We start from the raw sequence: 26075 nt of genomic DNA on the forward strand, positions 1-26075 counted from the left end.
CCCTCAGTTTAAAGGCTGGCGAATAGTTTGTATAGGGAAACACAAACGCTTGATCACCGTGGTGCTTTACTAACATCACCCAATATCGGAGTACAGAATCATCTACTCCAAGTTGTTGAGCTAATTCGCGGTAACTAAATAATTCATCTATATATCGTCTTGCGGCAAGGAGTTTTTCCTCCTTAGTGAATTTAGGCATTCCAGACCACACCTCCTATTGTTAATGGTGTGTCCAACAAAAGGGGTGCAGTGGATGCGCCCTGCGGGGTCTCAAGATTGTCGCTACTTCCCTGCAGGAGTCTACGCTATTTGCTCCAATCCACAGCTAGAAACCATTAAAACAATTCGTTTTCAGCCTTTCAGTGCCCTCGCAAGCCTGCGGGGTCTCCACCAAGCGCTACCTCCCGCCGGAGTCTTCGCCTTTCGCTTCAATCACCAGCTAGGTTATTTAAAAATCACCAGCGTCCAATAAAAGATCCTTGTGAAAAAAGAAAAAATTTCTTAAAATTTATTGCAGGAATTTGTCTGATGGTGACGAAAACTTACAGAGCAAAGTAAATATGAAAAGGAAAGGTGTGTTTCAATGTTTGTTGCTAAAATGAAAGATGGGTCTTTCTTCTCCCTGCTCGACTGGAAAAAACGGGAGGATATTGAACGGATGATCAAAGGGGAGCTGTTTTATTGTCCCGCCTGTGATAGCACGCTCCGATTAAAGAAAGGACAGGTAAGGAAAATCCACTTTGCCCATATAAACGACTCCTGCAAAGCATCCTCAGAATCGGAAACACTCTACCATCTCGAAGGAAAAGCCAAGCTATATGAAAGCCTCCTACACTATAAAAAAACTACACTCGAACATTATATCCCGAGCACCAATCAGAGAGCGGATGTTTTTGTGGAAACGGACAACCGGCAGTACGCTTTTGAATTCCAATGCTCCAATCTCTCACAATCCGAATTTAATCGAAGGACGAAACTGTACGAAAGAGAAGGGATCCGACCTATATGGATTATCGGCAAAGACAAGCTTGGAAGTATGAGCCAGATAATTAAACTATCCCCGTTTCAATGGCGTTTTCTCCAGAGAGCATCACCACTTAATCCACCCTACATCCTGAGCTTTTGCCCTGAAAAATCTTTGTTCTTCTATCTGTATCCGACATTCTCCTTCAATAGCTCCACCACCTATCTCACATTCATGACACACAAAAACTGGATAGAACAACCTGTTTTCCAACATTTTCATTCTGCGCCATGGAAAGAGCACTACCTCCGATATAAGCTGAAGTGGCGTTATGAATATTCGCTCTATAAACCCTATTATAAATTGAGAAGCTTTTGCTACAATAAGATGAAAATAACTCTGTCCCTGTTTCCCGCAGAAATTGGCCTCCCAGTTCCTTCCTTCTACCAGATCCACTCTCCTATTTTGGAATGGCAAGCCTGGCTTTATTTTGATTCCATCTACCAAAGACAGCAATCATCCATCATCCATTTGCCGACAGTTCTGAAAAACTTTAAAGCACGGATAAAAAATTCGCAGATAAAGGTAAGGGACCTGCCACTTGTAAAAGGGGGATCCTATGAAGATGCCATTGTGGAATATTTGGACGTGCTTGTCGTCATTGGCGTATTGGAGAAGGTGACTCCTGTCATATATCGGAAATTGAAAAAAGAGCGACCGTACCATTCATTGGAAGAAGCGTTGCATCAGGACCGCTCGCAGCTTGAGTGGTTGTTGAGATTAAAACAATTCTGCAATTAATAAAAGAAAAAAGGGAATAATAAGCGCGCGTCGAATTAGTTAAGGGATGCACTTTTTATTTTTAAAGGGGGTTAAACGATGGCGGAACAAACTGCTGTTAAGAAAATACAAGAAAGAAAAGACATTTCTTTGGAGGATACGTGGAGATTAGAGGATATCTTCTCAAGTGACGAGGCTTGGGAAAAAGAGTTTCAAGAAGTAAAGGGTCTGATAGGCAAAATCAAGGATTACGAAGGGAAACTTGCCGAGTCTGCTGACACTTTATATGAAGCGCTGCAATATCAAGACTCCATCTCTAGTCGCTTAGGGAAGCTATATACATATGCACATATGCGTTATGACCAGGACACGACGAACTCCTTCTACCAGGGATTGAACGACCGTGCAACCAACCTGTACACACAAGTGGCAAGTGCACTTTCTTTCGTAGTGCCTGAAATCCTGACGATGAAGGAAGAGAATATTGCGAGGTTCCTTCAAGAACATAAGGAACTTGCATTGTATGAGCACTCTTTGGACGAGATCAACCGTCAGCGCCCTCACGTATTATCCGCAAAAGAAGAAGCATTGCTTGCTGAGGCATCTGAGGTATTATCGGCATCTTCCAATACTTTTGGCATGATGAATAACGCGGACCTTACCTTCCCATCCGTAAAAGATGAAAACGGGGAAGAAGTGGAAATCACACACGGCCGTTACATTCGCTTCCTAGAAAGCGAAGACCAAGAAGTTAGAAAAAATGCGTTCAAAGCCGTCTACGAAACTTACGGGAACTACCGCAATACTTTCTCCAGTACACTTAGTGGAGCAGTAAAAAAGGACAATTTTCAAGCGAAGGTCCGCAATTATGACTCTGCGCGCCAATCTGCATTAAGTAACAACAATATCCCGGAAACGGTTTATGATAATTTGGTGAACACAATAAACAAAAACCTTCACCTGCTACACCGTTATGTGGACCTACGTAAAAAAGTCCTTGGGGTAGAGGAATTGCACATGTATGACCTTTACACTCCACTGATTAAAGAAGCAAACATGAACGTATCCTATGATGAGGCGAAAGACTATTTGCTGAAAGGACTTGCCCCACTTGGTCAGGAGTACTTGGATATTGTAAAAGAAGGCTTCGACAACAGGTGGGTCGATGTCCAAGAGAACAAAGGGAAGCGTTCGGGTGCTTATTCTTCGGGCACGTATGGAACAAATCCATACATCCTAATGAACTGGCAGGATAATGTGAATAACTTGTTCACACTGGCTCACGAGTTCGGTCATTCCGTTCATAGCTATTACACAAGAAAAACACAACCGTACCCGTACGGAAACTATTCAATCTTCGTTGCGGAAGTAGCATCTACATGTAACGAAGCACTATTGAATGATTACCTTTTAAAAACAATTGATGACGATAAAAAGCGTCTATACTTGTTGAACCATTACTTGGAAGGTTTCCGCGGTACAGTATTCCGTCAGACCATGTTTGCCGAATTCGAGCACAAAATCCACGAGATGGCTCAGAACGGCGAAGCTCTAACGGCAGATCTTCTGACAGAAACCTACTATGCCTTGAACAAGAAATACTTCGGTGAGAACCTCACGATTGATGAGGAAATCGGATTGGAGTGGGCAAGAATCCCTCACTTCTACTACAACTATTATGTGTACCAGTATGCAACTGGCTACAGCGCTGCAACAGCATTAAGCAAACAAATTCTAGAAGAAGGGCAGCCTGCCGTTGACCGTTACCTGGAATTCCTGAAAGCTGGAAGCTCCGATTATCCAATCGAAGTACTGAAGAAGGCTGGAGTGGATATGACAGATTCCAACCCGATCGAAGAAGCTTGTAAAGTGTTTGAAGAGAAATTGAAAGAGATGGAAGAGTTACTTTCTTAGAATGAATGGGGGACCACCTTGTGCAGTGAATTTTTGCTGTATGAGGTGGTTTTTGCTTTTGGAGGAAGCACGTGGATGGAGGTATATGGAATTACTTGAATCCTTTGAATCGCCGCTGGTTATTCAGTAGCACAATTAATAGAAAAACGGAAAAAAATAATAACGGTGAGGTCAGGTAGATTGGGTACAGCTTCATGAGTCCAAGGACATTGATGAAAAGACTAAACAGAATGAACAATATACAAAGAATGAACGGGATTTTTGACATGGAGGCTGCTCCTTTCAAACAGACTTGTACCTCTTCTAGTTATGTGTACGTAATTGGATTGAGTTTCATAACAAAAAAATCTAAAAAATCTATTTAATTCGTTTGTGACAATGTTGTGAATTAGAGGTCTAACCACTTGTCAAAAGTCGACAGTATCTGATATATTAATAACTGTGAAACGATTCACAAACAAACATATACCCCTTTGTTTGACCGTGAAAAATTTCTCCCATCCCCTTTGTTGTCTTTAATGACAAACGATGAGCCCTGGTCCCGTTGACCGGGGCTTTTCTTTGTTTAGTTTAAGTAAATAAAAAAACCAGGCTATCAATTAGCCTGGTATAATTACTCTGTATTTAATTCGCAATATACCGCCAGAACGTTCCGTATTTCACAGGGACTTTCTCCACTCGTTGAGCAAATTGCAGTTTCTTCAATTGCCGTTCCACTTCCACAATCGGAAGGTTATAAACAACTGATATTTCTTTTGTTGCTACAAATGAGAATTGCTTCAAGAAATCCTCCAAAGGCGGGAGCATCTTCGGGAATGGCTGCTCCCCTAGCATGTCCTGTAGAATATGCACATACACTTCGTAAGAATGATAGCCGGATACCTTTATGCCTTCTTCTTCGATATTCTCGTTGAAGAAGACAAGTGTAGGAATTTCGCTAACGTCCATTTCATTCGTAATTTTAAAGTCGCAGTTCAACGCCTTGGATGCACAATCCCCGTTCATATCCTTCGTGAACTCTTCCATGTCCAACCCGACTGATTCGGCACATTCCATTAGCACCGACAATTCGGATATGTCCTGTTTTTCAAGGAAAAGAACCTCTTGCATTTTCCGTAAATATTTGATGCCTGCTCTGCGCCCTTGAAGCTCGGCCGCCTTTATTGCAACAGATGCAACATATGGCGACTCAATCGGATTCTCAAGCCACAAGGACCCATCACAGGACATGCCTGAGCGAGTAGCCGTCCGTTCCCACACCTGTGCCATCGAGGCCGCATAATGCTTTTTCGCAAGATTGAGGGAGGTCAACTGTCCGGTCACGATATGCTTGATTGTAAAATATTGACCATATTGCACATATAACTTCTTTAGCATCGGTTCCAATGCCCAGCACTCCGGACAGAGCGGATCGATGAAGAAGTATATCTCTATCGGTTTATTGGTAGTATGTTGAATATTTTTTAAATAGAATAATTTCTTATCTTTACAGGTCACATGAATCTTCCTTTTCTTCAGGTTTGTCTGGGGTATTGATCATATGTTGAGCCGTTAAAACTAAACGCTGAAAAAATTCTTTTCGATATGAACCCTCAAGTCCAATTTCATCCATTGCTTCCTCCATACAAGCAAGCCATGCTTTCGCGCGCTTTGGTGTAATTTCAAAAGGCATATGGCGAGCGCGAAGCATCGGGTGCCCATGCTCACTCGTATAAAGAGGTGGTCCTCCTAAATACTGGGTCAGAAATTGCTTTTGCTTTCTTGCTGTTTCCGTTAGATCATTTGGGAAAATCGGAGCTAAACTGGGATGGCGACCTACACGATCGTAAAATGCATCTACAAGTTCATGAATAACTTGTTCTCCGCCAACAGCTTCAAAAGGTGATTGTATGTTATCCATCATTTTTAACCCCTTATCAATTTCAAAGTAACGATAGTATGTATATTTTAGCAATGTGGTTATTATATCTCAAACAATACGATTCCACCCTTGCAAAAAATAGGGAAAAAAGGGAGTTGGGAGGAAGGTGTGAGAGGTGATATGAAAAATTGGAAAGCGGTTGACTTCCGTTTCAGGCGCTTCGCATTCCAGCGGGCGGTTGAACAAAAAACCACTCATGCAATCTTAAGCATAAGTGGTTTTAGCTCTCGTATTTATTTAGGCCTGAAAGCTGCCTGTAACTTTACGTACATAGTTCATCGTTTCCTTGAAAGGTGGAATCCCGTTATACTTGTCCACATTTCCGGGGCCGGCATTATATGCTGCAAGCGCGAGTGTTATATTTCCGTTGTACTTGTCAAGCATCTGGCGAATATATTTGGTGCCTCCCATAATGTTCTGTCTGGGGTCCATGGAATTTGTCACGCCTAACCCCTTAGCAGTCAGAGGCATCAGCTGCATCAAGCCTGTTGCTCCTGCATGGCTTACAGCACTCGGGTTGAAGTTGGACTCGTGCTGGATGATGGATTTGATCAATTTTGGATCAACATCATACTTCGCAGAAGCTTCCTCGATTATGTCTTCAAAATTGGAGCGTTTCGCTGCACTCATGGTAACATCAGCAGAACTGGGTACTTGCACACTACTAGAGACCATATTTTCCAAGGCAAGAGCCGCATTGTTTAATGGGTGTGAAAAAGGAAGGGGGCCGGATGGATTCGTGTTTTGTCCAAATAGTCCAGAGTTCTTATTTCCATCCTCCAGTAACCCTTCCAAAATAGATGCGAAGGGATGAGTAGTTCCGTTTGTGTTCAACTTTCTATTTCCTTGTATGTTCTGCATGGCCTGAAGCTGCATCATTGATCGAAGCTGTTCTACATTCATTATGAATCCCCTTTCGCAGTCAACGCGCAGGCTTTTGCTTCATAGAAACGGACAATTTTGTTTTTGGTTTCACGTGAAGGAATGCCGTATGCGTCCAGGAGCTCATGGAACAGCTTTTCGCCTTCCGCATAATCTTTCACTTCAAACTCCACTTCAAAGTCACTTGTTTCCATGTAGTTGCTTTCATCAAGAACCAAAAGGCCATCTTTGTATGGTAGTTCTACTCGGTTTGTTTTCAAGGATCCGAAATACAGCACTTCGGAAGGATCCACACCTAGTTCGTCCTTTAATATGGTGGAAATGGTCCCTTGAATTAAGCCATGAGTGCCTTCCTTCATTGATGTGAAGGCTTCTTCAGATACGATCTGGTGCGTTTCCAATAAGCCTTCAGTAGCTGGTTGCTTTAATGTCAGGGTGAAGGTGTCACCTTTTTGGCGGACACGGATGGCACACCCCTTTTCTTTTAATGAAAAACTTGGCGTGTCAAAATAGTGGTTTTCTTGAGAAAAAAAGTCTTCGGAGTTCACTTTGAATGCCGAACAGAGAGATGTGAATTCATCAAAGGTCAGTAGGTTTTTAAATTCTATTTCGATTTCTTGGTGGCTCATATTTTTACCTCTCCTGATTTGTTATACTTCTATTATTACTTTGTTTCCCGGTGAAGGCAATGATAAAGTGCCATTCCTCTAGGAATTACGCAAACCTTGAAATTTATTAAAATTGCTAATCTTCAAATCCGTCACTCCCCTCAATTAAAAGGAAGTCAACAGGGAGTTTATCAGAACATACACATATAAAAGGAAATTGGGAAAAAGTGAGGTTTCCATTTAGTTGAAAGATGGGAAATATGATAATATATGAGTAGGATTTAGCTTGGAAGGAGATTATTATGCAAAAAAGAATTGAAATCAAGAACACATCATGGAACGAACATCAACTTTTGCTAGAGGCCGATACGGTTTCTTTTCCGCTTGAGCAAGTGACAGCAAGCAATCAAATGCTGGTGGATTCAGACAACCTCTCGTTTATTTACAAATTGGAAACCGCGACGGAATTTATTTATGTGAGCATCAGGGATGATTTTTGGGGAGATCTGAAACAAGCTTTACAAGAAAAGCGGTCCGTTGTCCTTGTAGTAGACAAAATGGCTTTGTTACTGACAGATATAGAGGAAGAGCTTGGGTATCTAATAGAGAATATTCGTGACAACGCCAACTATGGTGAAGAGATGGAGAGAAGAGTAAACGAGATTTTTTAAGGGGTTTGACCAATTATGATACAACACTGGGATTTGTTTTTAGCGCCTTATAAACAGGCAATAGATGAAATGAAAGTGAAATTGAAGGGGATGCGTGGCCAGTTCATGATGCAATCGGAGCACTCGCCGATTGAGTTTGTAACGGGGCGGGTCAAGCCTATTGCAAGTATCTTAGACAAGGCAACGCGAAAAGGGATTTCACTTGAGAAACTAGAGGACGAGATGCAGGATATCGCCGGTGTCCGCATGATGTGCCAATTCGTCGATGATATACATAGAGTGGTGGAAATTCTCCGTATTCGCAACGATTTTGAAATTGTAGAAGAGCGGGACTATATCTCGTCTCGAAAAAATAGTGGATATAGATCTTACCATGTGGTAGTACGATATCCTGTGCAAACGATTGACGGAGAAAAGAAAATCCTTGTTGAAATTCAGATCAGAACGCTAGCTATGAATTTCTGGGCGACAATCGAACACTCGCTGAACTATAAGTACAGCGGCCAGTTTCCACAGGATATCAAGGAGCGACTTGTACGTGCAGCGGAAGCCGCGTATCTGTTGGATGCGGAAATGTCCCAGATACGTGGAGAAATCCAAGAAGCGCAAGCAATATTTTCACGAAAAAAAGAGATGGATTCGGAATAACGGAATAGGGGTGGGATTATGAAATTCGCCATAACCTCCAAAGGGGACTCGGTTTCAAATACGTTAATGCATAAGATGAGAACATACTTGCAGGATTTTGATTTGACATATGACGAGGACCAGCCGGACCTTGTTGTGTCGGTCGGTGGGGACGGAACGCTTCTTTACGCTTTCCACCGCTATCGCAGTCGGTTAGATAAGACCGCCTTCATCGGAGTACATACAGGTCACCTCGGATTCTATGCGGATTGGGTGCCGGAAGAGATCGAGAAGCTTGTGATTGCCATTGCAAAAACGCCATATCAAACAGTGGAATACCCGCTGTTGGAAGTTATTATCCGTTACAATGATGGTGGCAGGGAAGCCCGCTATCTTGCCTTGAACGAATGCACCGTGAAGAGTGTGGAAGGAACATTGGTGATGGATGTGGAGATTAAGGGGCAGCTGTTCGAAACCTTCAGAGGAGATGGACTGTGCATCTCCACTCCATCAGGAAGTACGGCGTATAACAAAGCCCTTGGTGGAGCGATTTTGCATCCATCTTTGCCTGCAATCCAGCTGGCGGAAATGGCTTCCATTAATAATCGGGTATTCCGTACGGTCGGTTCACCGCTAGTTCTGCCTCAGCACCATACCTGTTTGCTGAAGCCGGTGAACGATGTCGACTATCAGATCACGGTCGACCATCTGACATTGTTGCATAAAGATGTGAAATCAATCCAATGCCGGGTAGCAAAAGAAAAAATTCGTTTCGCACGCTTCCGCCCATTCCCGTTCTGGAAGCGGGTCAGCGATTCATTTATTACGGATAAATAAGAGGAATGTTTCTATGGAACGATTTTGTCTGACATTTAAGGTTGGAGTACAGGACAAGGGCAAGTTTTTACGGAACTTTTTACAAGAAAGACAAATCTCGAAATCTGCCTTGATTGACATAAAATTCAACGGAGGGGCGCTGCATGTAAATGGCAGCGCCGTTACTGTGCGATACGTACTAAATGAAGGCGATTTAGTTGAAGTGTTTTTTCCAAAAGAGGAGCCGAGTGAAAATCTTCTTGCTGAAGAAATGCCTTTGGATATCTTCTACGAGGATGAATATGTATTGGTCGTGAACAAGCCGGCCGGAATAGCATCGATTCCTTCCCGGGAGCACCGGTCCGGTACGCTTGCCAATGGCATTTTAGGATACTATCAATCCAAGGGCATACATGCGACTATTCACATTGTGACAAGGCTTGATCGTGATACATCAGGTCTGATGCTTATTGCTAAGCACCGTCATGCGCATCACCTTTTTTCCTTGCAGCAGCGGGATTTTGGGGTGAAGCGTAGGTATGAGGCGCTGGTGCATGGGGAGCTGATTGGTGAAGAGGGTTGTTCTTCTGGAATGGTGGATGCGCCGATCGGTCGGAAGGATACGAGCATCATTGAGCGAGAGGTACGTGCGGATGGACAGCGCGCGGTTACTCATTATGAGGTGCTTCTTGCTGGAGAAGGATGGAGTCATGTTTCTTTGCGACTGGAGACAGGGCGCACCCATCAAATCCGCGTGCATATGGCGCATCTTGGACATCCGTTACTTGGGGACAGCTTATATGGAGGCTCGGAGTTGGCAGGTATGGTGCGCCAAGCGTTGCATAGCTGTCAATTGAGCTTCTTTCATCCGGTGAATAAGCGGGACATGATGTTCCGATGCGAGTTGCCGGAGGATATGAGAAGCGTATTGGGGGGGAGCTGACGAGTGAGGTGTCAGCTTTCTCTTTTTTGGTTAGTAGTGAGACGAGCGGGGAGAGGCGAAAATAGGAATAGTTCGTATTTTTCGTTTTTGGCCCGTGTTGTGGAAAAGTCGCCCTTAATTTTCATTTTTCGCTCATAAAATTGAAAAATCGCCCGTATATCTTCATTTTCGCCCGTATAATAAGTAATCGCCCGATTGACAAATCTTTAATTCCTGAGAGGGGAACCAGACTCCTCCCTGAATCAAAAATCAATCCCACAGCTCCCGAAACTTCTCCTTCACAAACGGCATCCCTGAATCCACAGAAACCGTCTCCATTTCAGGATATCGAAGTGCGGAAAGTTTTCCGCCAAACACCGCGCCGGTATCAATATTTGCCGTTTTGTTTACCACTCTCACGTCGCGAACTGGCGTATGGCCATAAACAACCCAAGCATCGCCGCCATATTCCTGTGCCCAATCGCGACGAACAGGCATGCCGTTCTCATGGAATTCGCCGGTGATGTCGCCGTAGAGGACAAAAGTTTTCACCTTTTTTCCTTGCTGGCCTATGTATTCTTTCTTGATCCCAGCATGGGCGACAATTAATTTGCCACTGTCTAGTACCTGATAAAGCGGGGCATCCTCATACAGTTTAATAAATGTCTGCCGGATGCTTTCCTGGTCTGCGCCAGTTAGAGCTTCGAACTCGGCTACGGTCGTTTCAAGTCCATGTGTATGCTGGACTTTGTTTCCAATCAAAAATCTGTACAGCTTGTTGCAGTGATTGCCTGGAACATAATAGCCAAGTCCCGCCTCCACCAATTCGGAAACGATTTTCACCACACCAATCGAGTCAGGACCGCGGTCGGTGAGGTCCCCGACAAAGGCGAGCTTCCTTTCATCCGAATGCCTGTAGATACTGTTTTCTTCTGTATAACCAAGCTTCTTTAAAAGATTTCTAAATTCATCGATGCATCCGTGTACATCCCCGATTATATCTATTTTCTCCATGTATAACACTCCTTTATATGTACACATAACTTTTCCGGAATCACCATACATATGAGTGAGCGAGAAGGGAAAAGTTCATACTACTGTTAATATATTCATTTTACCATTATTAAAATTTATCATAAAAATTTTACTTGATTACTGTTTTAGTGTAATAAAAACATGGTATAATCTTTGCTTATTACATACAAAAATAGAACTGATTGGGGAAGATAGAATGTTTGAACTACCAATCAAGGAACCGGTATTAATTTTTACAATCGCCATGATTATCTTTTTCATTTTTCCCTATTTCATGAAATTGTTGCGAATACCGGGATTGATCGGACCGATTTTGGCAGGTGTTATCATTGGACCGAATGGATTAGCTGTGTTGGAGAGAAGTTCGACAATTGAGCTGCTAGGCACTGTCGGGTTGCTATTCATCATGTTTATTGCGGGTCTTGAGATGGACCTTGATGGCTTCAAGAAATATCGGAACCGGAGTATTGTCTATGGAATGCTATCGTTCTGGATTCCTCTTGCGGTAGGGACGGTAATTAGTTTGATGCTCGGCTATAGTGTAGCAGCTTCCATCCTGATTGGATCGATACTTGGGTCACATACCCTGCTTGGCTATCCGATTGCTAGTCGTCTTGGAATCGGTAAAAGCAAGGCCATCACGACAGCAGTAGGTGGAAGTATTCTGACCGATACCTTTGCCTTATTGGTGCTTGCAGTTATCACAGGTGCAGCAGCAGGGGAACTGGATATATTCTTCGGGGTGAAATTGACATTTTCATTGATTGTTTTTGTCGCAATCATCTTTTTGGGGACCCCGTTTCTTTCCAGATGGTTTTTCCGGAACGTTGGGACAGAAGGGACGGGAGAGTTTATTTATGTCATGGTTATGCTCTTTACGGCGGGATCCCTGGCACTTATTGCAGGGCTTCAGCCGATTATCGGGGCATTCTTGGTGGGTCTTGCGCTTAACCGATTCATTTTTGATCAGGGACCATTGATGAACCGGATCCGTTTTACGGCCAACAGCATTTTCATTCCGTTTTTCCTGCTTTCGGTTGGAATGCTGATGGACCTAAGTGTTCTTGTCGGAAATCCAAAAGCGTGGGTTTTAACGATTGCAATTGTAATTGGACTGTTTTTCAGTAAGTATATTGCGGCAGCGTTAACTAGTAAGTTCTACAAGTATTCCAAAGACGAGCGTATGGTCATATTCGGACTTACTACTCCACAGGCAGCGGCAACCCTGGCCGCGACGCTTGTCGGATTCAATGTGGGTCTGCTTGATCAGGCAACCGTGAACGGCGTCATCATCATGATTCTGATTACGTGTATCTTTGGTCCGTATATGGTGGAAAAATACGGACGGAAACTTGCGCTTGAGGAAGAGATGAAGCCTGTTCAAAAAGGCGATGCACCGGAGCGTATCTTGATTCCAATTGCCAATCCAAACACCATGGAATCACTGATGGACCTGGCGTTTGTCATCCGACAGTCCAATTCCGTCGAGCATCCGCTATATGCGCTCAGTGTCGTGCAGCGTGACATGTGGAAAGCTGATGGGGATGTGGCCAAGGCAGAGAAGATGCTTGGGCAGGCAGTTTCCTATTCAAGCGGAGCCGATGTGCCAATCCGAGTAACCACCAGGGTAGACCGAAACATCGCTATCGGTATCAACCGCGCGATTGCGGAAGAGAGGATTACCACATTGGTAGCTGGATGGAACGGGGAGCGTACCGCACCACAGAAAATATTCGGTGGTGTCATCGACCAAGTACTAGACCAGACGAATGTATCGGTACTGATTTCCAAGCTTGGTCACCCATTGAATACGACAAAGCGGATTGTGCTTATCCTGCCTAAAGGAATCGATCATAAGCCAGGTTATTGGGATGCGCTCGCTACTATCAAGTTGATTGCCAGCAACCTAGGTGCGACGATCCAATGCTATGTTATCAAGGGGTTCCCTGATGTGTACAAAGCGCATATGCGCGAAATCAAGCCGAACTCGCCGACCATCGTGGAATGGGTCGAGGGCTGGACGGCATTATATGAAAATAAACTGCCCACCTTGGAACCGGATGATTTAGTGGTCGTACTCAGCGCCAGAAAAGGAACGACAGGTTGGCATCCACAGCTCGAGAAAATTCCAGGGAAACTTGCAAAAATCAACCCAGAAAGCTTCATCGTCTTCTATCCGCGGGAGGAAAAAGAGGACCTGCGTGGGACACGTGGGACGGAGATACCAAAAGAGGTATTGTTGGGTAGGGATTACGACTAGGATAGAAGACCGGTTCATAACAGAGCCGGTCTTTTACCTTATGAATGCAAACTACCCTAAAAAAATAATAAGTTCGCATTTCCACAACAATATGCTATAATTATGACTAGGTACTAATAACTTATATAAATAGGAGGATATAAAACAATGAACTTATCCTTAAATGGTCGTACATATGTAGTAATGGGTGTTGCAAATAAAAGAAGTATTGCATGGGGAATTGCCCGATCCCTCCATGATGCAGGAGCACGCCTCGTATTCACATACGCTGGTGAACGTTTGGAAAAGAGCGTAAGAGAGCTTGCGGAATCTCTTGAAAGAAAAGACTCCATTGTCCTTCCATGTGATGTAACAAAAGACGAAGAAGTGCACACATGCTTCCAACAGATTAAAGAGGAAGTCGGCGTGATACACGGTGTAGCACACTGTATCGCATTTGCAAACAAAGAAGAGCTGCAAGGCGATTATATGAATACAACGAGAGACGGGTTCATGCTTGCTCACAACATCAGCTCTTATTCGTTAACAGCTGTAGCAAAAGAAGCGAAGGACCTAATGACAGATGGTGGCAGCATCGTTACGTTAACATACCTTGGTGGTGAAAAAGTGGTTCCGAACTACAACGTTATGGGTGTTGCAAAGGCAAGTCTTGACGCAAGTGTGAAATACCTTGCAAATGACCTTGGAAAAGTTGGCATCCGCGTGAACTCCATTTCCGCTGGACCGATCCGTACGCTTTCCGCAAAAGGTGTAAGTGATTTTAACTCCATTTTAAAAGAAATTGAAGAAACAGCCCCATTGCGTAGAGTAACTACTCAAGAAGAGGTTGGGGACACTGCTTTGTTCTTGTTCAGTAATTTGTCTCGTGGAATCACTGGGGAAAACATTCACGTTGACTCTGGGTACCACATATTATAAGGGAAAAGCCGCATAGGATTTATGCGGCTTTTTCATGTTTTATGCCGGAAGTGACTGAATAATACTAGTTACAGACTTACAGCAGATATGCAAGATTTGGGCAGGTTCATCTTCCTCTGTATCAGCAGGAACAGCCAAAATTAAAATTCCAGGTTTTTTCTTGAAGTCCATAAGTGTACCAGTTCTTTGTCTTCCTCCACTTGGACCCCCAGTATAGGTAACTGTGACAACTTGATTGATGAAGTCTTCAGTGTACCTCCCGCAAAAACAATTTTGGTCTTCTTTTTCATGTTTTTTCCATGAACAGCAGCTACTACCCATTCCTTTATCGTAGTATAATCCCATAATTCTCACCTCCTTTTTTCAAAGAACTAAGTTTTCTTAGTACATAATACTCACCGGTGTATGTATTGGAAGGGCACTTGTCCCGAAGATAAAGAATTTATTAAAAATACTAAATAACATTGAAATATATTAACTCTATTTTTCTGTTGAAAATAATTCTCGCCTTCCATATTCACTCATACCACCCTCAGGAATCTAGCATATTCTATAGCAAAAGGAGGGAATCACCAGATGAAATCGATAGATTTAGCCCCTGGCCATGGAGAACAGGGGCTAAGTCTTATTAAAAATGAAAAATTTCAGAAAAATCTTGAGTGGACTACTCAAAAATGTCAATACTTTTTCAACACCCTTGGTTCTGATTACTGGTTAAATCAAACAAAGAATTATATATAGTTTAAAGTGTAATACACTTATGTGTACGAAAGATGGTTTGAAAGGGACGTGGTTATCCGTCTCCCTCAAATCACTATCAAAAATGATTGAAGGGTTATTTTATCAGTTGATTTAATGCACCTGACTTGATTCGCTCGTATTCAAATGCCTCAGCCAGTTCAGTTTCCAACAAAGGTGATTTTCTTACATATCTTTCCCGGATAACATCGTAAAGCTCATATGGAAATAACATATCGATAAACATGATTTCCTTTTGTTTTTCAGTTAAAGGAGAGACAGATTCGTATGCATTAATCATGATATTAAATTGATCGTCGTTCCAAACTCCTGTTGTATCCAATAGTGGAATGATCATTTTACGCAAATCACGGATAGGTAGATCGAATGATACGGTATCAAGATCAATTACCCAGATTTGGCCGTCATCCCCAAGAAGAGAGTTCCCCGTTCCATAATCTTGGTGACAGAGGTTTGGCATTCCTTTTACCGTTCCCACCCAATCCAGGTATTCCGAATCCAATAATCTTTTTAGTGTATCCCGTCCTTCCTTTATAAAGAAATCCGCTTCCGCTAAGTAGAGTTTGGAAAACGGATCATCAGGCAGCGATTTCGCTAATAACTTCCAGGTTTCCATCTGCTGACAACGTTTAATGTAGTGGTTTGGCCATCGACCAAGTTTTGTGAAAATAGGGACACCTTCCGGAGGGCGATATCCAATAGAGGCAGTATGAAATTCAGCCAATCCCTTCATGATAAACTCAAGATCTTCTTGAACGGTCAATTCAAATGGCCGTCCTTCTATCCACTCATAGACGACAAATAGGAAAGGGCCGTGCTTTGTGTAAAGAATCCCATTCTTATTAGGGATGATTCCTGGTACTCTCATTCCTTTTAATGCCAGATAATTTTGTGCATTGATGGAAAACAAGGCTTTTTTCTCTGGTCTGTGTATTCTCTTTAAGCATATGGGGCCCTCAATAGTATGGATTTTCCATACTATTGCCATTTGACCTCCTTGGATCACTTCTACTGAATTTACGGTTACCTCCCAGTTCTTGATGATTGTTTCTGCTAGTGTGATAAGCTTTTGTTCCTCTTCGGGAGTCAGTACATATTCAGCCGAATTTTCTTTTTGATTATGATTATTTTCTTCCAACAAACGTTCCACCTTCCTCTTTAGAAGTCTGCTTTATGTTGCGGTAGCAGACAGCCTAAAATTGATTTTCCTCCCAATCAGGAAGGGACCTTTAAATTAAGGTATGGTCGTAACGGAAGAAATGTTATTGAAGGGTGTGTTTTTTTCACCGTATGCGTACTAAATAAGGTAAGGGCCCTTTTTCCTAAAAGAATAAGAGGAAAAGGTACTTTTAAACCTGCTCATCCATACCATACTTATAAACTACCGTTTTTAGGTAAAAGGAGGTCACAAATGAAAATAGCCTATATTGCTACTGAAAAACTTCCGGTACCGGCAATTCGTGGTGGTGCAATTCAAATATATATTGACTCTGTTGCTGCCATTATTGGGAAAAAACATGATGTTACCATTTTTTCTATTCAGCATGAGGAACTGGAGAAGCAGGAAAAAAGAGGAAATGTACGCTACATTCGTTTTGACGAAAAAAATTATCTGACTTCAATCATTACTCATCTTCAACAAGAAACCTATGATGTCATCCATTTATGTAATCGCCCGTTATGGGTGAAATCGGTAAAGGAAGCAACACCTGCATCCAAAATAGTATTAAGTGTCCATAACGAAATGTTTACTTATGAGAAATTAAGTGATCAAGAAGGAAAAGAGTGCTTAAACTTTGTGTCAAAGGTAGTTACAGTCAGTGATTTTATTGGAAGAACCATTACAGACCGATTTCCATTTGCAAAATCAAAAGTAAAAACCGTATATTCTGGAGTAGATTTAGATACATTCCAGCCACCGTGGACTTCAAAGGGAGGCCAGGGAAGAAGCAGTATAAGAAGCGAGCTGGGACTTTCGAATAGAAAGGTCATTCTTTTTGTAGGAAGGCTCAGTAAGGTAAAAGGACCTCATATTCTGTTACAAGCACTTCCGTCTATAAAAAAAGAGCACCCAAATGTCACGATGGTATTCATAGGATCCAAGTGGTTTGGTGATGACCAGGTAAACAATTACGTGAAGCATCTTTATACACTTGGTGCCATGTATCAAGAAAATGTATTGTTCATTAAATTTGTTAAACCAGTGGATATTCCGAAATTATTTGCCATGTCGGATGTATTTGTCTGTTCCTCCCAATGGCAGGAACCACTAGCAAGGGTCCATTATGAAGCCATGGCTGCCGGATTGCCAATTATAACGAGTAAGCGTGGTGGGAATCCCGAGGTCATCAATGAAGGGAAAAACGGATATGTTGTTGATCAATTCGAAGATCCTGAAAGTTATGCGACTCTAATTAACTCCTTATTACATGATTCCAATAAGAGAGAAAGACTAGGAAGATATGGGCGTGAAAAAGTAGAAAGGGACTTCAGCTGGAGGAATGTAGAGAATAATCTGATGGCGGTGTATAAAGAAGCCACTGGTAATTAAAGAGAGGTGATGACTTTTGGAAGAAAATCAAGAGATGGAAAAAGATCACTTGCAACTAGTATTGGATTTTTATCCGTTTGATATTTCCGATGTTCGGCTAATATCCAGTAGAAGCGGGAGAACTACTTGGGAAGTTGATACACCAGAAGGGATAAAGATTCTAAAGCAAGCAAGCATGAAGCCGGAAAGAATGCTGTTTATCGCGGGGGCTCATCAGCATCTACACCAAAAAGGACTTGCGATAACACCGATTCATGAAACGAAAAATGGTGGTATCTGCATTGGTGCGGGATCGGTTAGTTATGTTCTGTTCGATAAAGTAGAAGGCAACGAAGTGATCTATTACAACAAGGAGCAAATGCTAAAGGCTATGGAATTTGCTGGTAATTTCTATCAATCTTCAAAAGGGTATGTAACGGCGGAAGAGAGTAAAACTCGAGGCAGGCTAGGTAAGTGGCATAAATTATTTCGTTGGAAACTTCAAGAGCTGGAAGGAAACAAAACGATTGCCCAATCGTATCCTGATGATGCTTTCTCCCTATTATTTTTAGAGCATGTAGATGAAATGATTTCTCGGGCACAATTGGCATTGGCTTCTCTAGAAGAACCAATCTATACGGAGATTTCTAGAGAAGTCAGTAGTTTAAAAGGCTTCTGCCAGCAAGATTTCACTTTAGCAAGATTTACAGAAGTGGAAGACGCCCTGTTTATGAAAGAGTTACACTCGGTAACCTATGATCTACCAACCCGTGATATACGAATTATTTTAAACAAAATGATGAAGAAGTTTTCTGTTTGGGATGAGAACCTTGTATTTGACTTATTACGGGCCTACCAAACAGCCAATCCATTGGCTGAGGAGTACTACCGAATCCTTTCAATCGATTTACAATTTCCTCATCTTTTTTGTGCGATTGCCCATAAATATTTCTTAGCTCAAAAAAGGTCATGGTCAGATGAAAAATATATATGGGCATTGCAGAATATTATTGCGCTTGAAGAGTCTAAGGGTATCTTCCTAAAGCAGTATCCTTCCATTTTTAAAGAAATCACTTCTTCAAACAAGGAGGGAAACTAAAATGGCGGAAAGTCCTAAAATTCCAAAGTTGGAGTTGGAAAAATTCACCTTCTCACCTCCAGGTCCAATGGGATGGAATATGGCGGAGTATGAAAAAATGCTACAAAATCCTGACCAACTCGTATTAAACGAGACAACTGTTCATTCCAAGTTGCACTCCCTGCTAAAGAACGAATTAGTAGAGCTGTCGATGAGTGGTGAATTGAAGAATCAGGTACAGGGGGCGATAAAGAAGGAACCTCTTTCAGAAAATAAAGAAGTTGTTGAACAGGATATTATTATAAATGAAGAATCAGTCGAATCTGATTTTTCTACAAACAATGATGAAGTAGAAGAAAATGAAGAAATCATGGAAGAAGAGGAAAAAATCCCGTTTTCCAAAATAAAAATAACTATAATCGTGGAGGAAACAGACTTAAAGCTACCTTGGATTGCCTTTAAGTCAACCTCTAGTCAAAAAAAGCGCGGAATTTAAAAAATGGGTTCATTAAAGGTGTAGGTAATTGCATAAATTGGTAATATATCAATTATTTATGTGAGTAGGAGTGAGAAGAATGTCAAATGAATTACGGAAAGCAAAACTGAAACTTGATTTTGACAAAGATTTTAGTTTATCTCCAGATCTTAGTGCAGAAGAAGCTTTAAGTGCTCTTTTGAACGCAATTAAGGATGGGGAAGTAGCTGAAGTGAAAATTGCCGCAGAGTATAGTGATGGTTTCAAAAGGGATTATCATAATGACGACGATGGTGATGATGATGATGACGATGAGGAGGATGAAGAGGTAGCAGAAGCTGACGACGAAGACGACGATGACGATGATGACCAAGACGATGATGACGATGACGATGAAGACGACGATGACGATGATGACGACGATGATGACGATGAAGACGATGACGATGACGACGATGAAGACGATGACGATGAAGATGAAGATGACGAAGACGATGAAGACGACGAAGACGAAGAAGAAGAGGAATAGAGTAATACAAAATAAGTGCCAGAATCCTTTAAAGGGAATCTGGCACTTTTCTCTTTGTTACAAATTAGAGTATTACCTTCTCATATACAGTAATAAGGCGGTCGGCAACGTGTTTGAAGGTGAAATTAACCTCAATGAATTTTCTTCCATTATGGCACATCCATCCACAAATTTCCGGCTCTTTGAGTACATAGTGTATAGATTTTGCAAAAGCGGAAGGGTTACTATAATCGTCTATAATCAAACCATTGAAGTTATCAAGGATTACTTCTGCATTTCCGCCCCTGTTGGTAGTAATCAATGGAATTCCGGCTGCCATAGCCTCATAGTGCACTCTTGCTAATGGTTCATTCCATTGGGAGCTGCATACAAACACATCTCCGGAGACAAAAGCTTCATGGATTAATTCTGCAGGAATGTACTTGGTGAATATCACCTTCTCTTTTAACCGCTGAGCTAATTTGTATAGGGCACGGACATAGCTATTCATACCATCGTCACTGAACCATTTCCCGCCAACTATCAGCAATACAAGATTATCGTGTTTTTTTTCTAATGCTTGCATTGCTTGGATAAGTAAGTGTGGACCTTTCGTTTTACTTAAACGCCCAACAAAAAGAATGACTTTTTTATCTTCCAGATTGTACCTCTTGCGAAAATTACTTCTTATCTGCTGCCATTCTTTACTTTTTCTTAATGGATAGGAGGACAAATCCACCCCGGAATACACGACCCTTATTTTGTCTTCTGCTTTCGGGAACCGTTTGATAACCGTTTCTTTAATATAGTTACTGACTGTCGTAATGGCACTAACAATCTCCACCACTTCTTCTCCCTCAGCTTCAGAAAGTTTTCTTATCGAAAACATATCATTGTGAAGGCTTAAGACGATTTTACTATCTGGAGAAGAGTGTTTATATAATAGGACATTTTTCGGCCTGTTACAGACATGGATCACATCAAATTGATGATACATCAGTTCGTTGGCAACATGTAGGCGATACTCTTCACGAGGGAAGCGAATATACTGGACACCATTTTCTTCTTCACGATCTGGAAGGTCTGGATCTGACACAGAAAAAATGGTTAACTCATATACCTTTGATAGATAAGGGGTCACCCCGTCGATCATCATTTGGATGGCGCCACCTTTTATCGAGGGGGCCGGAAGCTTCTCTGTACAAATAATCGCTAATTTCATGTCAACATTTCTCCATATAAGTTCTTCAAATAATGGTATTCCCTTTCCAGCCCATCTGTTAAGGGAATTAGAGGTGAATAATTTAGCAACCTCTCCGCTTTACCAATATCCGCCCATGTGTGCTTTGGCTCACCTTTTACCGTATCAGAAAAAGATAGCAAAGCTTTTTTCCCTGTAATCTGTTCCAATAATGCGATGATTTCCAGTACAGATGCTCTTTCTTTGCCACCAATATTAATAGTTTCACCTATTGCGTCGTCCGAAGTTAATGCCGCTTTCGTTGCTGTCACACAATCATCGATATAGGTAAAGTCCCTCGACTGCAGCCCATCTCCAAAAACAGTGATAGGCTGGTTTATCAGCAGTTGTTTGATGAAGCGATGGAAGGCCATGTCAGGTCGTTGTCTAGGTCCATAAACGGTAAAGTAGCGCAATATGACAAGAGGAAGTCCAAAGCTTTTTTCATAAACTCTGCATAAGTGCTCCCCGGAAAGCTTTGTTATGCCATAGGGGGACAACGGTTCTGTAAATGCTCCTTCTGATACCTTTCCAGCTTTTTCTCCATATACCGAGGAAGTAGATATATAGATGAATCGCTTAATGTTGTAATCTTTCGCGGCTTCCAAAAGGCGTTGTGTCATGAGGATGTTATGGTTCACGTAAGGGGTAAATTCTTCTCCCCAGCTCGTTCTCACTCCAGGTATTGCGGCCAGATGATAGATGACATCCACCCCTTTTAATAGTTGGTGAAGGTCACAGTGTAATAGATTCAAATCTTGAAAGGTGAAGAGAGTGTGCTTCCTTAATGCTTGAATGTTCTTCTTTTTGAAGGATGGTGATGTAGGGCCGATAAAGGTATCCACTCCGATCACTTCGCAGGTTGGCTCCATTAGTAATTTTTCACATAGATGCGAGCCGATAAAACCGGCAGCTCCCGTAACTAAAACTCTCATCCACGTCCAACCCCTTTGAAGTTCAGTCCAAATCCCAATACTTCTTCCCTATTTATACAGTTTCTGCCGTCGAGGATTAAATTACCCTTAAGATGTGCTTTAACATGCTTCCAGTCTAGTTGACATATCTCCAGCCAATCTGTGGCGATGATGACCGCTTCTGAATCAATATAGGATGATTTCAGTGATTTATGCTGAGTGGCTATATGACGTAAATCAGCCGGTAAAAACGCTTTCGGATCATACGTATGGACATCGGCTCCCAGGGAATGCAGCTGTTGAATAAGTGCTATCGCAGGGGAATGCCTTATATCATCTGTATTCGGTTTAAACGCTATTCCAAGGACGGTCACTTTTTTATCCCGGATAGAAGGAAGCTCTTCCTGCAATTTTTTTATATACCATTCCAGTTGTGAGGAATTTACTTCATGCACCGCATCCAAAATGGGGGTGCTGACTAATTTGGTAGCAGCAATACTCTGCAATGCTTGTAAATCCTTTGGAAAACAAGACCCACCGTAGCCTATTCCAGCTTGAAGAAAAAGCGGGCCTATCCTTGGATCTGCTCCCAAGCCTTTTGCAACATCCAAGACATCTGCCCCATAAAAGTCGCAAATTCGAGCAATCTCATTTATGAATGATATTTTAGTGGCAAGAAAGGCGTTTGATGCATACTTGATCATTTCTGCTCCATTCCAGCTTGTGACGATAAATGGGGCGCTTAAAGGTTGATAAATTTCCCTTATAATCACTTCAGATCGTTTATCAAATTCTGCTATCCCTATAATCGTTCTATCTGGATGGAACATATCATGTATGGCAGAACCCTCCCGCAGAAATTCAGGGTTGGACACGATATTAAACATGGAAGGGGATACTCCTTTTGCCAGCAGATACTGGTGCATTTTTTGGTTTGTTCCCGGTGGCACTGTACTTTTGATAATGATGGTTTTATAACTTTGAATATGTTGTGCAATGGTTGTGAAAACAGAATAAAGAAAGCTTAAATCAGTGCTTCCGTCTGTTAAGCCAGGAGTTCCGACTGTCACAAAGATGACGGTACAACTCTGAATAGAATCGGGTAGATTTGTTGAGAAAGTTATTTTGTCGTTATTTTTACAGATTAATTCTTTTAATTGCGGTTCGTAAATAGGAACATACCCTTTTTGAAGCTTCTGTATTTTATCTGAATTGATATCCACGCAATGAACAAGATGTCCGAATTCCGCCAGTACGGCAGAGGTGGTGAGCCCTACATAACCGGCCCCTATGATGCAGATGTTCAAGGCTTACACTCCTTTTTGGTTTAACCAATATAAACCAGGCAATTTCATTTAATATGGCTCTTTTCTCAAAGATTGTTGCTATTCGCTTGTAAAAAGTCGGCATTTGGACTTTTTACTGCTTATCTACTATAAAATTGGCATGCAAGTTATCCTGTACAGCCATGAAAAGAGCACGACAGAAAGGAATATAACGGTTGGTTTATAAATACGTAAAAGCAACAAAGTTTACGATAACAGCCTTTAATATACTATTACTGGACAAAGACGGATTGTGACGAATACACCGCCCAAAAAGAATTAAGGAAACTGAGTATAATGCCCTTTTTCCATAAGACAACTTTCTGGTCTATTAATAATGAATACGATATGAAAAAGACAGGAATAGAGGGGTTTAGTGTGGTGAAAAAAGCGATAATACCAGCAGCAGGCTACGGAACTCGGGGGTTACCCATCACTAAGGTACTACCAAAAGAGATGTTTCCGATAGATTTAAAGCCTGCTATTCATTATGTGGTGGAGGAAGCTATCGAATCCGGTATCGAACAAATATTGATGATTGTATCAAAAAAGAAAAACATGATTGTTGATTACTTTGATGAATCCTTAGAGCTTGAGGCCTTTCTGGAAAGGGAAAATAAACATCATCTGATTGAAATTGTACCGGTACCCTCAGTCCCGATTCATTATATCCGCCAACCATATGCAAAAGGTCTGGGAGATGCAATAAGAATCGGGAAATCATTTATTGGGGATGAGCCATTTGCTGTGCTTTTGCCGGATGATATTATGATTTCAGAAAAGGAGCCTGCTTTAAAACAGCTTATAAACCAATACAATAAATTCGGAAAAACAGTCATCGGAATAAAAGAAGTGGAAGAGTCGAAATTGAAGCATTACGGTGTTATAAGTGGTGAGCCAAAAAGTAATGGGGTGTTTAAATTAAATAATATAGTAGAAAAGCCTAGTGAAAATGCTCCATCCAATTTTGCTGTAATCGGCAGATATATTTTCACCCCTGAGATTCTAACCATATTGAATTATAAACAAGCACCAGCAGGAGGGGAGCTGCAGCTTACTGATGCAATTAAAGATCTGTTATCTCAAGAAGAATGCTATGGAAAAGTTGTTAACAGTGAACGATTTGATATTGGGATTAATGAAGAGTATATAAAATTGATTAATGAAATCGAACGAACTAATAAAAGGAGGAAATAAAGGTGTCAGGACAATTTCTGACATTTTTCCTCATTTATGATAGAAATGGCTGTATCCGAGTGTAGCTAATTTTACATAGATGAAATTAATAGATTTGTGTTTGCTTTTAATTCTCTTTAACTATTCTATTAAAAATATTCCGCCATACTGTCATTCACCCAAACCACCCTTCTTAATCTAGCATATTCTATAGCAAAAGGAGGGAATCACCAGATGAAATTGATAGTATTGGACCCTGGCCATGGTGGTCAAGACCCGGGGGCTGTGTATCAGAGGCTCCCGGAAAAAGATGTGAACTTGGACATTGCAAAACGCGTGAGAACATATTTGGAAAAGGAATATGAAGGGAAAGTGATGATGACAAGAGAGGGGGATTCCACGGTCAGTTTGGAAGCTAGGTCAAATCTAGCAAACTCAGTAAAGGCGGATTACTTCTGTTCGATCCACCATAATGCAGGTGGTGGAAGCGGTTTTGAGAGCTTTCGATTTAATGGTTCCGTCTCTAGTGAAACGAAAACGCACCAAGAAATTATTCATAGAGAAGTCATTAATGTGGTCACAGGTAAATACAATCGAAGAGATAGAGGAATCAAAGCGGCAAACTTCCATGTGTTGAGAGAGACATCGATGCCTTCCGTACTATTGGAGATTCTGTTTCTTGATACGACCGAGGACCGTGCGCTCATCCAGCATGAAAGCTTCAAAGAGGATGTGTCAGCTGCTATCGGTGAAGGACTTGCAAAAGCTTTGGCCCTGCCAAGGAAGGTGACCACCAATTTGTATAAAGTGATTGCAGGTTCTTTTAAGGACAGAAAAAATGCAGAAACTAGATTGAAATTCCTTCAGGAAAAAGGGATCACCGCATTCATTGCGACGACCACACTAAACGGTGCACCATATTTCCGAGTGCAAGCGGGTGCATTTAAAGATAGGAATAATGCCGAGAAGTTGGTAGAACAGATTAACAAACTTGGTGCAGAAGCTTTCATCCTAGTTGAATCAACCATGCCCGCCACTCCAACTCCTCTACCTAACCCAACGCCGCCAGCACCACCGTCCGCTCCGGAACCGACAGGTCTATCCATTGAAGGAAAAACTGTCATGAAGGCGTATGAGCTGGATGCATTCGCCAAAACGATCAACCCCAATGCTCCATTGCTTGGCGAGTACTATATCGAACTAGGGGAAGCATACAAGATTAGGGGTGACATTGCTTTTGCCCAAGCCATTCATGAAACGAACTATTTCCGATTTACCGGTATCGTCAAACCGCAACAGAACAACTACGCAGGTATCGGTGCTACAGGTGGGGAAGTACGTGGTGCCACATTCTCAACGCCGGAAGAAGGAGTACTTGCCCATATCCAACATCTGTTTGCCTATGCAAACCGTGACCCGCTGCCATCAACCTACCCTAAAGTCGATCCACGCTTTAACCTGGTCACAAGAGGAATAGCACCTGGATGGATTGACCTCAATGGGCGTTGGGCTGTGCCTGGCACCCAATATGGCCAGCTCATTTTAAAAATTTATGAAAAAATGCTCGAAGACACGATTACCGTCAAGCAGGAAGAGCTGGAAAAGATGAGAGATGTATTGGTTGAAGTAAGAAATAATAACTGATGAGTAGGCGAGTCCCTTTAACTAGGGCAATGCTCCTTCTTTCAAAATGACTCATGAAAGTCCTCACCTTCAGCATAAACTTTAATTAAAGGTTAAATCCTTACGACA

26 protein-coding genes are annotated in these 26075 nt (G+C 42.0%); 15 read left to right on the forward strand and 11 right to left on the reverse strand.

The genetic code is table 11. The annotated features are described in order from the left end of the window. Nucleotides 1-199 (reverse strand): transposase (locus tag AB685_RS09525; RefSeq protein WP_047970387.1); only part of this gene is annotated, 199 nt, incomplete at its 3' end. Between the two features lie 384 nt (nt 200-583). On the opposite strand from AB685_RS09525, the gene AB685_RS09535 reads away from it, so the two are divergent. Together AB685_RS09535 and pepF are read left to right on the forward strand one after the other, a co-directional pair. Then, nucleotides 584-1765, forward strand: a complete 1182-nt coding sequence (locus AB685_RS09535) for a competence protein CoiA family protein (RefSeq protein WP_047970389.1) — start codon at nt 584-586, stop codon at nt 1763-1765. Between the two features lie 78 nt (nt 1766-1843). Continuing rightward, nucleotides 1844-3658 carry an oligoendopeptidase F gene (gene pepF / locus AB685_RS09540; RefSeq protein ID WP_047970390.1) on the forward strand — a complete coding sequence of 605 codons (1815 nt, stop codon included), beginning with the start codon at nt 1844-1846 and terminating at the stop codon, nt 3656-3658. Nucleotides 3659-4282: 624 nt separating this feature from the next. Here the strand turns inward: pepF and AB685_RS09545 are convergent. The 4 genes from AB685_RS09545 to AB685_RS09560 all read right to left on the reverse strand — a co-directional run bounded on the left by AB685_RS09545 (nt 4283) and on the right by AB685_RS09560 (nt 7090). Next, entirely contained in the window at nt 4283-5155 is an 873-nt protein-coding gene (locus AB685_RS09545) for a ClpXP adapter SpxH family protein (RefSeq protein ID WP_047970391.1), read from the reverse strand. Beyond that, entirely contained in the window at nt 5145-5561 is a 417-nt protein-coding gene (locus AB685_RS09550) for a globin (protein WP_047970392.1), read from the reverse strand. Before AB685_RS09550 ends, AB685_RS09545 begins: the two co-directional genes overlap by 11 nt. A gap of 255 nt (nt 5562-5816) precedes the next feature. Then, nucleotides 5817-6482: a lytic transglycosylase domain-containing protein gene (locus AB685_RS09555; RefSeq protein WP_047970393.1), complete on the reverse strand. Its 666-nt coding sequence runs from the start codon at nt 6480-6482 to the stop codon at nt 5817-5819. Then, nucleotides 6482-7090: a CYTH domain-containing protein gene (locus AB685_RS09560; protein WP_047970394.1), complete on the reverse strand. Its 609-nt coding sequence runs from the start codon at nt 7088-7090 to the stop codon at nt 6482-6484. Before AB685_RS09560 ends, AB685_RS09555 begins: the two co-directional genes overlap by 1 nt. Nucleotides 7091-7371: 281 nt before the next feature. Between AB685_RS09560 and AB685_RS09565 the strand changes: the two genes are divergently transcribed. Genes AB685_RS09565 through AB685_RS09580 form a run of 4 tightly spaced genes read left to right on the forward strand, consistent with a single transcriptional unit; the run spans nt 7372 to nt 10126 of the window. After that, on the forward strand, nt 7372-7740 hold the full coding sequence (locus AB685_RS09565; RefSeq protein ID WP_047970395.1) for a hypothetical protein: 369 nt from the start codon (nt 7372-7374) through the stop codon (nt 7738-7740). A 15-nt stretch (nt 7741-7755) separates the two neighbouring features. Then, nucleotides 7756-8388, forward strand: a complete 633-nt coding sequence (locus AB685_RS09570) for a GTP pyrophosphokinase family protein (RefSeq protein WP_047970396.1) — start codon at nt 7756-7758, stop codon at nt 8386-8388. 18 nt (nt 8389-8406) lie between these two features. Beyond that, nucleotides 8407-9204 carry an NAD kinase gene (locus AB685_RS09575; RefSeq protein WP_047970397.1) on the forward strand — a complete coding sequence of 266 codons (798 nt, stop codon included), beginning with the start codon at nt 8407-8409 and terminating at the stop codon, nt 9202-9204. 13 nt (nt 9205-9217) lie between these two features. Then, nucleotides 9218-10126, forward strand: a complete 909-nt coding sequence (locus AB685_RS09580) for an RluA family pseudouridine synthase (protein WP_047970398.1) — start codon at nt 9218-9220, stop codon at nt 10124-10126. 249 nt (nt 10127-10375) lie between these two features. Here AB685_RS09580 and prpE read toward each other — a convergent pair whose 3' ends face one another. Then, complete coding sequence (gene prpE, locus AB685_RS09585) at nt 10376-11119, reverse strand: bis(5'-nucleosyl)-tetraphosphatase PrpE (protein WP_047970399.1); 744 nt, start codon at nt 11117-11119, stop codon at nt 10376-10378. 217 nt (nt 11120-11336) lie between these two features. On the opposite strand from prpE, the gene AB685_RS09590 reads away from it, so the two are divergent. Both AB685_RS09590 and fabI read left to right on the forward strand, forming a co-directional pair. Continuing rightward, a complete protein-coding gene (locus tag AB685_RS09590) occupies nt 11337-13400 on the forward strand; it encodes a cation:proton antiporter (protein WP_047970400.1) in 2064 nt (687 codons plus the stop codon). A 147-nt stretch (nt 13401-13547) separates the two neighbouring features. After that, nucleotides 13548-14318: an enoyl-ACP reductase FabI gene (gene fabI / locus AB685_RS09595; protein WP_047970401.1), complete on the forward strand. Its 771-nt coding sequence runs from the start codon at nt 13548-13550 to the stop codon at nt 14316-14318. A 39-nt stretch (nt 14319-14357) separates the two neighbouring features. Here fabI and AB685_RS09600 read toward each other — a convergent pair whose 3' ends face one another. Then, the gene (locus AB685_RS09600) at nt 14358-14663 is read right to left on the reverse strand and encodes a hypothetical protein (protein WP_047970402.1); all 306 of its coding nucleotides are present in this window, start codon (nt 14661-14663) and stop codon (nt 14358-14360) included. Between the two features lie 231 nt (nt 14664-14894). On the opposite strand from AB685_RS09600, the gene AB685_RS31260 reads away from it, so the two are divergent. Next, entirely contained in the window at nt 14895-15059 is a 165-nt protein-coding gene (locus AB685_RS31260) for a hypothetical protein (protein WP_157860712.1), read from the forward strand. A 94-nt stretch (nt 15060-15153) separates the two neighbouring features. Here AB685_RS31260 and AB685_RS09605 read toward each other — a convergent pair whose 3' ends face one another. Beyond that, nucleotides 15154-16215: a CotS family spore coat protein gene (locus AB685_RS09605; RefSeq protein ID WP_277814279.1), complete on the reverse strand. Its 1062-nt coding sequence runs from the start codon at nt 16213-16215 to the stop codon at nt 15154-15156. Nucleotides 16216-16488: 273 nt separating this feature from the next. Between AB685_RS09605 and AB685_RS09610 the strand changes: the two genes are divergently transcribed. The 4 genes from AB685_RS09610 (at nt 16489) to AB685_RS31265 (ending at nt 19689) form a co-directional block, all read left to right on the forward strand. Next, nucleotides 16489-17628: a glycosyltransferase family 4 protein gene (locus AB685_RS09610; protein WP_047970404.1), complete on the forward strand. Its 1140-nt coding sequence runs from the start codon at nt 16489-16491 to the stop codon at nt 17626-17628. Between the two features lie 34 nt (nt 17629-17662). Then, nucleotides 17663-18706, forward strand: a complete 1044-nt coding sequence (locus AB685_RS09615) for a CotS family spore coat protein (protein WP_047970923.1) — start codon at nt 17663-17665, stop codon at nt 18704-18706. A 1-nt stretch (nt 18707) separates the two neighbouring features. Next, nucleotides 18708-19181, forward strand: a complete 474-nt coding sequence (locus tag AB685_RS29715; RefSeq protein ID WP_053073777.1) for a hypothetical protein — start codon at nt 18708-18710, stop codon at nt 19179-19181. Between the two features lie 79 nt (nt 19182-19260). Next, nucleotides 19261-19689 (forward strand): hypothetical protein, encoded by a 429-nt coding sequence (locus AB685_RS31265; RefSeq protein ID WP_047970925.1) that lies wholly within the window; start codon nt 19261-19263, stop codon nt 19687-19689. Between the two features lie 64 nt (nt 19690-19753). Here AB685_RS31265 and AB685_RS09630 read toward each other — a convergent pair whose 3' ends face one another. The 3 genes from AB685_RS09630 to AB685_RS09640 are packed head-to-tail and all read right to left on the reverse strand — an operon-like array spanning nt 19754 to nt 23129. Next, complete coding sequence (locus tag AB685_RS09630; protein ID WP_047970405.1) at nt 19754-20890, reverse strand: glycosyltransferase family 4 protein; 1137 nt, start codon at nt 20888-20890, stop codon at nt 19754-19756. After that, on the reverse strand, nt 20887-21843 hold the full coding sequence (locus AB685_RS09635) for an NAD-dependent epimerase/dehydratase family protein (protein WP_047970406.1): 957 nt from the start codon (nt 21841-21843) through the stop codon (nt 20887-20889). The genes AB685_RS09630 and AB685_RS09635 overlap by 4 nt, the downstream gene beginning before the upstream one ends. Further along, nucleotides 21840-23129, reverse strand: a complete 1290-nt coding sequence (locus AB685_RS09640; protein WP_047970407.1) for a UDP-glucose/GDP-mannose dehydrogenase family protein — start codon at nt 23127-23129, stop codon at nt 21840-21842. The genes AB685_RS09635 and AB685_RS09640 overlap by 4 nt, the downstream gene beginning before the upstream one ends. Nucleotides 23130-23525: 396 nt before the next feature. Here AB685_RS09640 and AB685_RS09645 point away from each other — a divergent pair, with 396 nt between their 5' ends. Further along, nucleotides 23526-24344 carry a UTP--glucose-1-phosphate uridylyltransferase gene (locus AB685_RS09645; RefSeq protein WP_047970926.1) on the forward strand — a complete coding sequence of 273 codons (819 nt, stop codon included), beginning with the start codon at nt 23526-23528 and terminating at the stop codon, nt 24342-24344. Between the two features lie 213 nt (nt 24345-24557). Beyond that, the gene (locus AB685_RS09650) at nt 24558-25967 is read left to right on the forward strand and encodes an N-acetylmuramoyl-L-alanine amidase (RefSeq protein WP_047970408.1); all 1410 of its coding nucleotides are present in this window, start codon (nt 24558-24560) and stop codon (nt 25965-25967) included. The last annotated feature ends 108 nt before the right edge of the window (nt 25968-26075 follow it).

The organism is Bacillus sp. LL01 (assembly GCF_001037965.1).